The sequence below is a fragment of the Nitratireductor sp. L15S-10 genome, assembly GCF_045011005.1.
In the GTDB taxonomy this organism is placed as follows: domain Bacteria; phylum Pseudomonadota; class Alphaproteobacteria; order Rhizobiales; family Rhizobiaceae; genus Nitratireductor.
In genome coordinates this window covers 3,126,801-3,138,725 of record NZ_CP120674.1, presented here as the reverse complement: position 1 = coordinate 3,138,725, position 11,925 = coordinate 3,126,801, and the positions used below count along the sequence as shown (strand labels likewise).

At 61.1% G+C, this 11,925-nt stretch carries 15 protein-coding genes; 8 read left to right on the top strand and 7 right to left on the bottom strand.

From position 1 onward, the window contains the following. The first annotated feature begins 1 nt into the window (after position 1). Positions 2–904: a DUF817 domain-containing protein gene (locus P2W41_RS15000; RefSeq protein ID WP_292899333.1), complete on the top strand. Its 903-nt coding sequence runs from the start codon at positions 2–4 to the stop codon at positions 902–904. A 20-nt stretch (positions 905–924) separates the two neighbouring features. On the opposite strand, the gene P2W41_RS14995 is transcribed toward P2W41_RS15000, so the two are convergent. From P2W41_RS14995 to P2W41_RS14985, 3 genes are all read right to left on the bottom strand, one after another. Then, positions 925–1,443, bottom strand: a complete 519-nt coding sequence (locus tag P2W41_RS14995) for a copper chaperone PCu(A)C (RefSeq protein WP_404933592.1) — start codon at positions 1,441–1,443, stop codon at positions 925–927. 40 nt (positions 1,444–1,483) lie between these two features. Beyond that, complete coding sequence (locus P2W41_RS14990) at positions 1,484–1,888, bottom strand: hypothetical protein (protein ID WP_404933590.1); 405 nt, start codon at positions 1,886–1,888, stop codon at positions 1,484–1,486. Between the two features lie 61 nt (positions 1,889–1,949). Further along, a complete protein-coding gene (locus P2W41_RS14985; RefSeq protein ID WP_404934990.1) occupies positions 1,950–2,789 on the bottom strand; it encodes an LOG family protein in 840 nt (279 codons plus the stop codon). A 144-nt stretch (positions 2,790–2,933) separates the two neighbouring features. On the opposite strand from P2W41_RS14985, the gene dapD reads away from it, so the two are divergent. Genes dapD through P2W41_RS14965 form a run of 4 tightly spaced genes read left to right on the top strand, consistent with a single transcriptional unit; the run spans position 2,934 to position 6,010 of the window. Then, positions 2,934–3,788 carry a 2,3,4,5-tetrahydropyridine-2,6-dicarboxylate N-succinyltransferase gene (gene dapD / locus P2W41_RS14980; RefSeq protein WP_404933589.1) on the top strand — a complete coding sequence of 285 codons (855 nt, stop codon included), beginning with the start codon at positions 2,934–2,936 and terminating at the stop codon, positions 3,786–3,788. 19 nt (positions 3,789–3,807) lie between these two features. After that, positions 3,808–4,179, top strand: coding sequence for a DUF805 domain-containing protein (locus tag P2W41_RS14975; protein ID WP_229447817.1), 372 nt, complete (start codon positions 3,808–3,810; stop codon positions 4,177–4,179). A gap of 47 nt (positions 4,180–4,226) precedes the next feature. Then, positions 4,227–5,414: a succinyl-diaminopimelate desuccinylase gene (dapE, locus tag P2W41_RS14970; protein ID WP_404933588.1), complete on the top strand. Its 1,188-nt coding sequence runs from the start codon at positions 4,227–4,229 to the stop codon at positions 5,412–5,414. 2 nt (positions 5,415–5,416) lie between these two features. Next, positions 5,417–6,010 carry a transporter gene (locus P2W41_RS14965; RefSeq protein WP_404933587.1) on the top strand — a complete coding sequence of 198 codons (594 nt, stop codon included), beginning with the start codon at positions 5,417–5,419 and terminating at the stop codon, positions 6,008–6,010. A gap of 40 nt (positions 6,011–6,050) precedes the next feature. On the opposite strand, the gene truA is transcribed toward P2W41_RS14965, so the two are convergent. The 4 genes from truA to def all read right to left on the bottom strand — a co-directional run bounded on the left by truA (position 6,051) and on the right by def (position 8,887). Next, the gene (gene truA / locus P2W41_RS14960; protein ID WP_292899344.1) at positions 6,051–6,794 is read right to left on the bottom strand and encodes a tRNA pseudouridine(38-40) synthase TruA; all 744 of its coding nucleotides are present in this window, start codon (positions 6,792–6,794) and stop codon (positions 6,051–6,053) included. A 2-nt stretch (positions 6,795–6,796) separates the two neighbouring features. Then, a complete protein-coding gene (locus P2W41_RS14955; protein WP_404933586.1) occupies positions 6,797–7,300 on the bottom strand; it encodes a GNAT family N-acetyltransferase in 504 nt (167 codons plus the stop codon). Then, complete coding sequence (fmt, locus tag P2W41_RS14950) at positions 7,297–8,232, bottom strand: methionyl-tRNA formyltransferase (protein ID WP_404933585.1); 936 nt, start codon at positions 8,230–8,232, stop codon at positions 7,297–7,299. Before fmt ends, P2W41_RS14955 begins: the two co-directional genes overlap by 4 nt. A gap of 124 nt (positions 8,233–8,356) precedes the next feature. Continuing rightward, the gene (def, locus tag P2W41_RS14945) at positions 8,357–8,887 is read right to left on the bottom strand and encodes a peptide deformylase (protein ID WP_292899350.1); all 531 of its coding nucleotides are present in this window, start codon (positions 8,885–8,887) and stop codon (positions 8,357–8,359) included. 98 nt (positions 8,888–8,985) lie between these two features. On the opposite strand from def, the gene P2W41_RS14940 reads away from it, so the two are divergent. The 3 genes from P2W41_RS14940 to P2W41_RS14930 are packed head-to-tail and all read left to right on the top strand — an operon-like array spanning position 8,986 to position 11,865. Beyond that, positions 8,986–10,254, top strand: a complete 1,269-nt coding sequence (locus P2W41_RS14940; RefSeq protein WP_292899352.1) for a DNA recombination protein RmuC — start codon at positions 8,986–8,988, stop codon at positions 10,252–10,254. 58 nt (positions 10,255–10,312) lie between these two features. After that, the gene (locus P2W41_RS14935; RefSeq protein ID WP_404933584.1) at positions 10,313–10,627 is read left to right on the top strand and encodes an ArsR/SmtB family transcription factor; all 315 of its coding nucleotides are present in this window, start codon (positions 10,313–10,315) and stop codon (positions 10,625–10,627) included. Positions 10,628–10,641: 14 nt separating this feature from the next. Beyond that, positions 10,642–11,865, top strand: coding sequence for an MFS transporter (locus P2W41_RS14930; protein WP_404933583.1), 1,224 nt, complete (start codon positions 10,642–10,644; stop codon positions 11,863–11,865). The last annotated feature ends 60 nt before the right edge of the window (positions 11,866–11,925 follow it).

Sequence of the window (11,925 nt, the reverse complement as noted above, 5' to 3'; positions counted from 1 at the left end):
AATGCGGCGTTTTACATCTTTTGAAGCGCGCATCGACTCCGTTGCGCATCGCGTTCTCGACAGGTTGCCTGCACAGGGCCCGGCTGGCGCGCTGGTTGAGTTCGCCGTGTTCGGATTGAAGCAGGCATGGGCCTGCCTTTTTGGCGGGTTGCTGCTCGCGCTGATCATTGCAACACATTATCTGTGGCCGCAGAATGCCGTCCTGGCACGCTACGATTTCCTGTTTCTTGCAGCGCTTGCCATACAGGTGCTCATGCTGGCCGGCGGTCTTGAGCAACCGTCTGAAGCGAAGGTCATCCTTATTTTTCACGTGGTCGGCACGGTGATGGAGGTCTTCAAAACCTCAGCTGGCTCGTGGATCTATCCGGAAGAGAGCGTCTTTCGCGTCGCCGCAGTGCCGCTCTTCTCGGGTTTCATGTATGCCGCCGTGGGATCCTACCTCGCGCGCATCAGCCGGATTTTCGACATGCGCTATACCCGATATCCGGCTTTCTGGATGACATTGGTGCTCGCTGCAGCGATCTATGTGAACTTTTTCGCCCATCACTACACGGTCGATATGCGTTATGGTCTCTTTGCAGCCACGGCGCTGCTTTTCGCACGCACCACGGTGCACTACCGCGTGTTCCGGTTTCGCCACAGAATGCCGTTGTTGCTTGGGTTTCTGCTGGTGGCGCTGTTTATCTGGTTTGCAGAGAACATCGGCACCTGGTCCCGTGCCTGGATCTACCCGGATCAGTCCGGTGGATGGACGCCGGTTTCCATTTCCAAACTGGGCGCGTGGTATCTCCTGATGATCATTTCCTTCGTTCTGGTGTCGGTGGTTCATCGTCCGCGAACACCGGAAGAATGCCGGTTGCTGGATGGTCGGCCAAGCGCCGGCCAGGCCGACGCTGCCCTTTGAGGTGAAACCACCTCCAGGTGTCAGTGGCTATGACCCGTACCGGACGTCTTGCCGCGAGCCGGGCCTGCCATAAGCTCCAGATCGATCGTTCCCGCTTTTTCGAATTGCAGCGTCAGCGGTATGGACTCGCCTTCCTGAAAACCCTTCTCCACCTGCATGAACATCACGTGGAGGCCGCCAGGCTCCAGCGTCACCGTCTCGCCGGCAGGTATCGTCAGGCCTCCTTTGACAGGACGCATGACCATCACGTCATTGTTCATTTCCATACTGTGCACCTCTACCTTGCCTGCGCGTGGGGAGGTCAGCGACAGGAGCCGGTCATCGCCTGCGCCGGTATTTTCGATCACCATATAACCGCCGCCTGAAGGCTGACCGGGTAGCATGGCCCGCACCCTGGCGTCAGCGATCTTCAGGTCGCCGGCCTCGACGACGTGGCCGGTCTGATGGTCCATGGCCGGCGCTGCGATGGCCGAGGCAAGCAGGGGGAATGCGGCAACCGCCGCGAAGAGAATGTTTGAGCGCATGGTTCTGCCTTTCATGACTGAGCTTTGAACTACCGGAAACCCGGGCTTGGAAAGATCAGACAAGGGCAGGGGGAGCGCGAATGGCGTGTGCTGTCGCGCTGGCGGGGGTGGTGGAAACGCGGTTGCCCCAACAGGGGGCAATGGCGTCGCTTCCGTGCCATATGGGCAGGGCCAGCACTGCGATTTGCGGTGAGGCCGATGAAAATTGGTAGCCGCACGCATGGCCACTTACACATAGCGGGCATTGAGACGCGCGCGGATGCTCTCGACTGTCATCGGATGCCGTGCCGATCCCGTAGGTCGTACAAATGACGAAGCCATAGGAGACCGGTGCAGTCGCAGCCAGGGCCAGCGGCTGCAGCAGCCCCATTAGCAGCGAGATAATGCCAACCGCCGCGAAAAGCTTTGCATCGCGGCGCAGGCTCTCAAACCAGCTTTTGTTACCCGGCCATTGCGTCATCCACGAATGCCTAGCCGATTGCTGGCCGTGCCGCCAGTACCGCAGGCTGCGGCATGGGAGCTCAGAGCTCGTAGAACCCGGCGATCTTGGCCCAGGCTTCTTCTGCTGTGTCGACAAAGGTGATCAGTTCGTCGTCTCCGGGAGAAATCGTGCCCTGTTCGGCCAGGAAGGCCAGATCGATCGCACCTTCCCAGAACTCCTTGCCAAACAGAACCACCGGTACCCGCTCCATGCGCCCGGTCTGAATAAGCGTCAGGGTTTCGAACAGTTCGTCCATCGTGCCGAAGCCACCGGGAAACACGGCAACCGCCTTCGCCCGCATCATGAAGTGCATCTTGCGGATGGCAAAGTAGTGGAAGTTGAAGCAGAGCTCCGGCGTCACATAAAGGTTTGGCGCCTGCTCATGCGGCAACACGATGTTGAGGCCGATGGAGGGCGCGCCGCAATCGGCAGCGCCACGATTGCCGGCTTCCATCACGCCCGGTCCACCGCCTGTCACCACCACATATTCGCGGTAGTAGGATTTGGCCGATTCTTCCGAGCAAAGCCGCGCGAAATTGCGGGCTTCCTGATAGTAGCGACTGTTCTTTTCAAGGTTCTTTTTCTGCGTCTCGTTCTTGGCCGCCCAGGCCTCTCCTCCGGGCTCGGGCAGGCGCGCGCCGCCGAAAAGGATTACGGTGGAGCGAATGCCGCGCTCGGCAAGCACCATTTCCGGCTTCAGAAGTTCCAGTTGCAGGCGCACCGGGCGCAATTCGCGCCGCGTCATGAAGTCTTCGTCGTCCCAGGCAAGACGATAGGTTTCCGCGCGTGTTTGCGGTGTGTCGGGCACTTGCCGCGAACGGCGCAGATCCTCATCGGAATGCGGTAGAGGCGTCCAGCCGTTCTCGTCTTTCGAATCCATCGTCATTTATCCGTCCTTTGGCGCGTCCCCGCGCGATCCCGAGATTGACCCCCAGTGACGCTTCGCATAGTTTCCGCGCCGACCTGGGTCATTTTCCCAAACTATGGCTGAGCCCTTAACAGCTTGTTCAATGGAGCCGCAAGCATGACGAGTATCGATGTCGCCGCGCTGGAAACAACAATCGAAAAGGCATTCGACGAGCGCGACGGCGTTTCGACCGACACACGCGGCGAGATTCGCGACGCGGTGGAAGCCGCGCTGCACCTGCTCGACAGTGGCAAGGCGCGGGTTGCCGAGCGTCAGGCAGATGGCTCCTGGAAAGTAAACCAGTGGCTGAAGAAGGCTGTGCTTCTTTCTTTCCGCCTGAACCCGATGCAGGTCATCAAGGGCGGACCGGGCGATGCCGTCTGGTGGGACAAGGTGGCCTCGAAATTCGATGGCTGGAGCGCAAACGAGTTCGAGAAGGCCGGCTTCCGCGCCGTGCCAAACGCCGTTGTGCGTCACTCGGCCTATGTCGCGCCCGGCGTCGTGCTGATGCCGTCCTTCGTTAATCTGGGCGCCTATGTGGGCGAGGGCACCATGGTCGACACCTGGGCCACCGTCGGCTCCTGCGCGCAGATCGGCAAGAATGTGCATCTTTCTGGCGGTGTCGGCATCGGCGGCGTTCTGGAGCCCATGCAGGCCGGCCCCACCATCATCGAGGACCACTGCTTCATCGGCGCGCGCTCCGAAGTGGTCGAAGGCTGCATCGTGCGCGAAGGCTCGGTGCTGGGCATGGGCGTCTATATCGGAAAATCCACCAAGATCGTCGACCGCGCCACGGGCGAGATCTTCTACGGCGAAGTCCCGCCCTACTCGGTGGTCGTCGCCGGCACCATGCCGGGCAAGAATGTGCCGGGCGAGAACTGGGGCCCGAGCCTCTACTGCGCCGTGATCGTCAAGCGCGTCGATGAGAAGACCCGCTCCAAGACGTCGATCAACGAACTCCTGCGCGACTGACGAGCGGCGGAGAAGCGCAATGCCCAAGGGACAGATAGCCTGGCTGTTTTTCGGCTTTTCCGGAAGGGTGAGCCGCGCCGCCTTTTTCCTGGCGGGCATGCTTCTGGCTGTCCTGCAGGCCTTCGCGCTCTATCGTTTTACCCTGGCGCCGGAAGGCAGCGGCGCCAGCGGCATGTGGGCGCTGCTTTTCTGGGGCCTCTTCTTCGTTTCGGTCTTTTCCTCGGTGGCGCTCGGCGTCAAGCGTCTGCATGATTTCGGCAAGCCCGGCATTTTTGCCGTCGCGCTCTTTATCCCGATGGTCTCGATCCTCGCCTTCATCGTGCTGTGCCTCTATCCGGGCGATGCGGGCGCAAACGAATATGGCGATCGGACAAACGCGCCGAAGCAATAGAAGGTTTGCCGCGTGACAGGCACGTCCTGTTGGATTATCCCTTGCGCATGACACTGCCGACCGATCCCGCCGCAAACCTTGCCGAACTCATTCGCTGCCCTTCCGTCACACCGGTGGAAGGTCAGGCGCTTTCCGTGCTTCAGGGCATGTTGAAAGCGCTCGACTGCACCGTCGAACGCCCGGTCTTCTCCGAAGAAGGCACGCCCGACATCGAAAATCTCTATGGCAAGCTCGCGGGCGAGGGCCCGCATCTCATGTTTGCCGGTCATACCGATGTCGTGCCGCCGGGCGATGAGAGCGCCTGGAGACATCCGCCTTTCGCCGCCGCCATTGCCGATGGCCAGATGTATGGTCGCGGCGCGGTGGACATGAAGGGCGGCATCGCCTGTTTCGTTGCCGCGCTCGCCCGCTATGTGGAAGCCCATGGCAAGCCGAAAGGTTCCGTCTCCTTCCTCATCACCGGAGATGAGGAAGGCCCGGCGCTTAACGGCACGGTCAAGCTTCTCGAATGGGCCGCGGAGCGTGGCGAAAAATGGGACGCCTCGATTGTCGGCGAACCCACAAATCCGGACCGGCTCGGCGACATGATCAAGATCGGCCGGCGTGGTTCGCTCACCGGTCGCATCACCGTCAATGGCCGTCAGGGACACGTCGCCTATCCGCATCGGGCAGACAATCCGGTGCCCGGCCTCATGCAACTGCTTGTAGCGTTGCTTGAGACACCCTTCGATGAAGGCACGGCGGATTTTCAGCCAAGCAATCTGGAAGTCACCACGGTCGATGTGGGCAACACAGCCACCAACGTCATCCCGGCCAGGGCCACGGCGGTCTTCAACATCCGCTTCAATGACACGTGGAGCGTTGAAAGCCTGCAGGCCGAAATCCACAACCGTCTCGACCGTGCCGCAGCGGAAAACCGTCTGCGCAGGGGCGCTGAACAGCCGGTCGAATTCGACATCGACTGGCTTGGCCGCCCGAGCCCCGTTTTCCTGACGCGGGACGAAAAACTGATCGAGACCCTGTCGGTTTCGATCGAGTCCGTGGTCGGGTCGCGTCCACAACTCTCCACCTCCGGCGGCACGTCCGATGCACGCTTCATCAAGGATTATTGCCCCGTCGTGGAGTTTGGTCTTGTCGGCCAGACCATGCACATGGTCGATGAACGGGTGGCACTGTCCGACCTCGAAACCCTGACGCAGATCTATCTGCGCTTCCTTGAAGACTGGTTTGCCTGACGATGCCCTCATTCGCCGAGATCCAGCAGTATCTTGCCGGTGTCTGGCGCATGATGATGGGGCGCTCCGAAGGCCTGCGCCTGCTCGATCTGTCGGCAGACGGCTTCTGGAACTCGTTCTTCGCCATCCTTGTTGCCTTTCCGCCAATGGTCGTTGGGTGGGCTGCGATCTCTAACGAGCTGGCTGGCGTTGAGATTTTCGCCTCCCGCTTCTCGCTGTTCACACGCTTGATGATGACGGATCTCGCCACCTGGATCGTGCCCTATGCCATCCTGGCGCTTGCCGCGCGCCCGGCCGGCATTGCCGACCGGTTTGTGCATTACGTGGTGGCAAACAACTGGGCGTCGGCGCTGTTCGCCTGGGTCACGCTCCCGGCCATGCTCATGCGGCTGCTTTTCCCCGAGGCCGCGGATCTTGCAAATCTTGTCACCTTCCTGATCTTCCTTGCAACGATGGTTTTCTCCTGGCGGCTCACAAACGTCGCCATCGGCAAAGGACCGGCTGTCGCCACAGCCGTCTTCGCAGCCATGTTCGCGGCCTCGCTTGCCGTTCTGTTCACTTTTGAAGGATTGCTTGGGCTCACACGCGCCGGATAGGGCGAAGCTGGCAGCGGCTCGCAGTCAAGCCCACGGGCGTTCAGTAATCCACGCGCGTCAGGTATAGCCCATGCGGCGGGGCGACCGGGCCGCATGCCTTGCGGTCGCGGGCCTCCAGCGCCCGGGTCACATCGTCCGCGCTCCAGCCGCCTTCGCCCACCCGTTTCAGCGTGCCGGCAAAGGAGCGCACCTGATTGTGCAGGAAGGAACGGGCCGAGGCGCGGATTTCAACGAATTCCCCGTTGCGCGCCACCTCCAGCTTTTCCAGCGTCTTGATCGGGCTCTTCGCCTGGCACTGGGCCGCGCGGAACGTGGTGAAATCATGGGTTCCAACCAGCCGCTGCGCGGCCTCATGCATAGCCTCTGCGTCGAGCGGTGCTGCCACATGCCAGGCATGGGCGCGGTCAACGGTCAATGGTGGGCGGCGGTTGTGAATGCGGTAGAGATAGTGCCGCGCCCTGGCGGAAAACCGGGCGTCGAAATCATCTGGCACCTGCGCGGCCTCGATCACGGCAACCGTTTCCTCGGCCATTGCAAGATGCGCGTTGATTGCGTTCTGCACGGTGCGCGCTGTCCAGTCGCGCGAAAGGTTGAAATGCGCCACCTGCGCCAGCGCATGAACACCTGTATCGGTGCGTCCGGCACCGAAAAGCGTTACCTCTTCACCGGAAAATGCGGCAATGGCATTCTCAATTGCCGCCTGCACCGAATGGTGTTTGGCCTGCCGCTGCCAGCCGAAATAGGGTCCGCCATCATACTCGATGTCGATGCGGAAGCGCGCCATGGTCAGAGCCCGCCAAAGGCTGAAGCATAAACGAGTTTTCCTGTGCCGGGTGCGTCATCACCCCAGCGCACCGCCTGCAGTGCCTCGCACTGATACGCGCTCTCGAACTTTGCGGCATCTTCATGCCGATAGCCGAAACGGCCATAATAAGCAGGTTCGCCCAGAACAACAGACAGCGTTTCGCCGGTGGTGATCAAACGCCGATGGGCCTCCTCGACAAGCCGCGCAGCGATACCCTGTCGCTGGTGGGTGGGCGAAACGGCAAGCGGGGCGAGTGCCACGGCGGGAAAGCGGGTGTCGCCGTTCACGACATGAAGGCGCGAGAAGAGCACATGACCGCACACCACGCCTTCAGTTTCAGCCACGAGCGAGAGAACCACGTCGCCATCAGCATGCAACGACTGAACGAGGCCCGCCTCGCCATCGCCATCAAAGGCGGTGCATAGCAGGGCATGAACCGCGTCGCGGTCGGCAATGGTTTCGATACGAATGTTCATTGCGCTCATGGAAGTACGGTTCCTTTTTCCAGATTGACACCGCGCAGGAAATCCTGGGCCTGCATCGGTTTGCCGCCGGCGCGTTGCACGCTGGTCAGTCGCACTGCGCCATCGCCGCAGGCGATCGTCAGCTGTTCATCCAGCACTTCACCCGGCGCGCCTTCGCTCTTGCCGATCTCCGCACGCAAAAGTTTGACGCGCTCGGGCTTGCCGCCGAAGGTCATCTCGCACCATGCACCGGGAAAGGGCGAAAGCCCGCGAATGTGATCGTGCACCGCGCGTGCCGGGCGGGTCCAGTCGGCGCGGGTTTCGTCCTTCAGGATCTTTTTGGCATAGGTCGCGCCCTCGTCGGGTTGCGGTGTCAGCGTCAATGTTCCCTTTTCGAGCGCGTCCATGGCTTCGACCATAAGGGAAGCACCCGCATCCTTCAGAACATCATGCAGTTCGCCCCCGGTCATATCGGAGGTGATGGCCACGCGCGTTGTCATGGCAACGGGACCGGTGTCGAGGCCTTCGTCCATTTTCATCACCATCATGCCGGTCTCGGTATCGCCGGCTATGATCGCACGCTGGATGGGGGCAGCACCCCGCCAGCGGGGGAGAAGTGAGGCGTGTCCGTTGAAACAGCCGAGCCGCGTTCCGTCCAGAATGGGTTTGGGTAGAAGAAGCCCGTAGGCCACCACAATGGCGGCATCCGCATCGAGTGCGGAAAATGCGGCCTGCTCGTCCTCAGCCTTGAGCGATTTCGGGGTTCGAACCTCGATGCCGAGCGCTTCTGCGGCCTGATGAACGGGCGATTTGGTGAGTTCCAGTCCACGCCGTCCGGCAGGTCGCGGCGGCTGCGAGTAGACGGCGACGATCTCGTGCCCGGCCTCAGCCAGCGCCTGAAGGGTGGCAACGGAGAAATCCGGAGTGCCCATGAAGATGAGACGAAGTGCCATGCCGCGTGTCCGATGCGTCCAGTCAGTCAAACGAGCGCACCCGCGCTCTTGCGGTGCTTGAAGCGGATTTATCCACTTCCGGTCAAGCCCTGCTGGGCCAATTGCCTCACCTGGCGGGAGTGGGTTAGCCGACCATGCGCGCTGGCGGGCGATCCTTGGCAAGCTTCCTGAACTTGCGCACCACCATGTCGCGCTTGAGCTTCGACAGATAATCGATGAACAAAACACCATTCAGGTGGTCGATCTCGTGCTGAAGGCAGGTGGCGAGCAGGCCGTTGGCCTCGACGCTCTGTTGCTTTCCGTCGAGATCGAAATAATTGACGGTCACACCGGCAGGACGTTCCACCTCCGCATAGTAGTCAGGGATGGAAAGGCAGCCTTCCTCGTGCACGTTGCGCGCATCGGTGCTGGCGACGATCTCGGGATTGATCACCACCATGGGTGCAGGCTCTTCGTCCTTTTCCGAAACATCGATCACCAGCATGCGCAATGGTTCACCCACCTGGATGGCGGCAAGGCCGATGCCTGGCGCGTCATACATGGTTGCCAGCATGTCGTTGGCAAATGTGCGCAATTGATCATCAAAGCGCTCGACCGGCTTGGAGGTTTCACGCAGGATCGGGTCGGGAAGAAGAACTAGCGGTCTAATCGTCATGGCGTTCAGGTAAGCCCTGCCTGTGAGAACGTCAATACAGAACACTTGTTCACGTTTTGGTCTTATGATGGTATCACGAATCGTCTAGAGTGCCGGCCATGAATGAGATGTCCGATATTTTTGCCACGCCCGTGGCGCAGTTCGGGGCCAGCACGTTTACGCTTGGCCAGCTCCTGCTTGCCGGCGGTTTCCTGCTTTTTGCGCTGATGATCGCGCTTGTTACCGGGCTGTGGCGCGCGGCGCGCGCCCGCGCGGTGGCGGCGGCAGAGGCCGCCCAGCACGCCCGCGAGGCGGAGGCACGCATGGCCGAGCTCACCCGGGCACAGGCCGAGCTTCAGGGCCGTATGGGCTCGATTGCCGAAGTCTTCGGCAGCAGGCAGGCGGAATTGACCAAGGCCCTTTCAGAGCGGCTCGATGGCATGAGTTCGCGGCTTGGCCAGTCCATCACCGAGCAGACCAAGTCGACCCATGAAAATCTCGCAAAGCTGCAGGAGCGGCTGGCGGTCATCGACACGGCACAGAACAACATTCAGTCGCTCGCCGGCCAGGTGGTCCAGCTTCAGCAGATCCTCTCCAACAAACAGACGCGCGGCGCCTTTGGCCAGTCGCGCATGGAGGCGATCATTGCCGACGGTCTGCCGCACACGGCCTATGAATTCCAGGCGACGCTTTCCAATGGCAGCCGGCCCGACTGTATCGTCAAGATGCCCAATGATGCGCCATCACTGGTGATCGATGCCAAATTCCCGCTGGAGGCATGGAATGCCATCCGTGCGGCATCCGAAGGCGAGGGCGGTTCGCCCGAAGCCCGAAAAGCCGCCGAATCGGCGTTTCGCCGGGATGTGGAGGTGCATATCAAGGCGATCTCGGAAAAGTATCTCCTGACCGGCGAGACGCAGGACACGGCCTTCATGTTCGTGCCGTCGGAATCGATTTTCGCCGAAATCCACGAGAATTTCGAAAACCTTGTCCAAAGGGCGCACCGGGCACGGGTGGTGATTGTTTCGCCTTCGCTCCTGATGCTTTCGATTCAGGTCATTCAGGCCGTTCTGAAGGATGCGCGCATGCGCGAGCAGGCACATTTGATCCAGGCTGAAGTGGTGCGTCTCATGGAGGATGTCGGCCGGCTCGATGACCGGGTTCGCAAGCTGCAAACCCATTTTATGCAGGCGAACAAGGACATCGACATGATCCTCACCTCGACCGACAAGGTCACCAAGCGCGGGGCTAAGATCGAGGCGCTGGAGCTGGGCGCGGGCGAGACCGAGAAGTCCGGTGGAAGTGACAACCGCCTCGCTCCCAAGAAGCCGAACGACGAGGGCGGACCGGGATCCGGCCAGTTGCGGCTGCGCGTGGTTGACGAATAGTTCGAATATTTTCGAAATAGTATTGACCGTCTCTGAGTGCACGCGTAGACGCCTGCAGATGGAACATGAGACAGCCTCCAGCCAGCTTGAAGCGCTGGGCAATGCCATTCGCCTCCGTATCTACCGCATGCTGGTGCGCGCGGGTGGTGAAGGCATGCCCGTCGGTGCGCTTCAGGAGCGCTTGTCCATGCCGGCCTCCACGCTTTCGCATCATTGCAAGAAGCTTCTGGAGACCGGGCTGATCACGCGTGAACGGCGCGGCACCACGCTGATCTGCCGCGCGCATTACCCTGCCATGCATGCCTTGATCGGGTATCTGGCCGATAAGTGCTGTGCCGACAGCACCACCAGTTCAACCCGGGGAGAGCACTGATCATGGTGCAGGCGTTGACCGCTGAACCTGGTTACCGGCGCATGATCACGGCGCTCGGCATTGCCCAGATCTGCTCCTGGGGCTCGGTTTTCTACAGTTTCCCGCTCATCGCAGAAGCAATGCGCCTTGATCTCGGCTGGTCAAAGCCGCTTCTCTACGGGGGAGCCACGGCGGGTCTGGTTCTGGCTGCACTCGCTGCCTATCCGGTTGGTGCAGCGATCGACCGGGGGCAGGGCCGATGGGTCATGAGTGGCGCGTCGCTCATGGCCGGACTGCTTTATCTTCTATGGTCGCAGATCGACAGTGTCGCCATGTTCTATGTGGTTGTCCCGCTGCTTGGAGCGCTACAGGCGGCAACACTCTATGAACCGGCCTTCGCTGTGCTCGCCCGCCGGGTCGGTGCACTGGAGGCGCGGCGAGCAATCACCGCGCTCACACTGTGGGGTGGCTTCGCCAGCACCGTATTTGTGCCTTTGGTTCAATGGCTTATCGACACGCTTGACTGGCGCGGCGCGCTGATGGTGCTCGGCGCCATCAACGCCTTTGTCTGCGCCAGCCTCTATTTCGCGGTGATCGACCCCACAAAAGACCGGCCGAAAGAGCCGGCAAGGGACACCGGAACGCCCGAACTTGCCGGTCGCGCTGCCGTTTCCTGGGCCTTTCGGCAACCGGTTTTCTGGGCGCTGGTGCTTTTTCTCGTGCTTTATGCCGGCGTTTTCTCCAGCCTGAGCTTTCACCTTTACCCGCTTCTCCTCGAACGTGGATTGAACGCCGGCGAAGTCGTCAGCATTGTCGCCGTCATCGGTCCGGCGCAGGTTGCGGGCCGTATCGCCATCTGGACCTTCGCTCCGGAAGCCCCCGTGCGCCGGATCGGCGCGATCATGGTGGGCGTATTTCCGCTGGTCCTCATCGGCTACGCTTTCGCGCCGCCACATATGCTCGTGATTGCTGCCATTGCCGCCTTCTATGGCGCTGCCAATGGCATGATGACAATCGTGCGCGGGCTGGCCGTGCCGGAAATGCTGAGCCGCGAGGCCTATGGCGCGATCAACGGCGCGCTCATAACCCCGTCCCGAATGGTGGAGGCGATTGCGCCGCTGGGCGTTGCCGCTCTCTGGGCGGCAAGTGGCGGCTACGACCTCTATCTGATGCTCGCCTTAGCTGCCACACTGGTCATGGTCGGTGCGTTCTGGACCGCGTCGTTCATGGCGCGGCCGAAATTCCCGAAAACGGTCTGAAACCGGAGAATTCCGCTTCGTTTGGCAGGTTTTTTCGGAATTCGCCCTGAAATTCCCAAA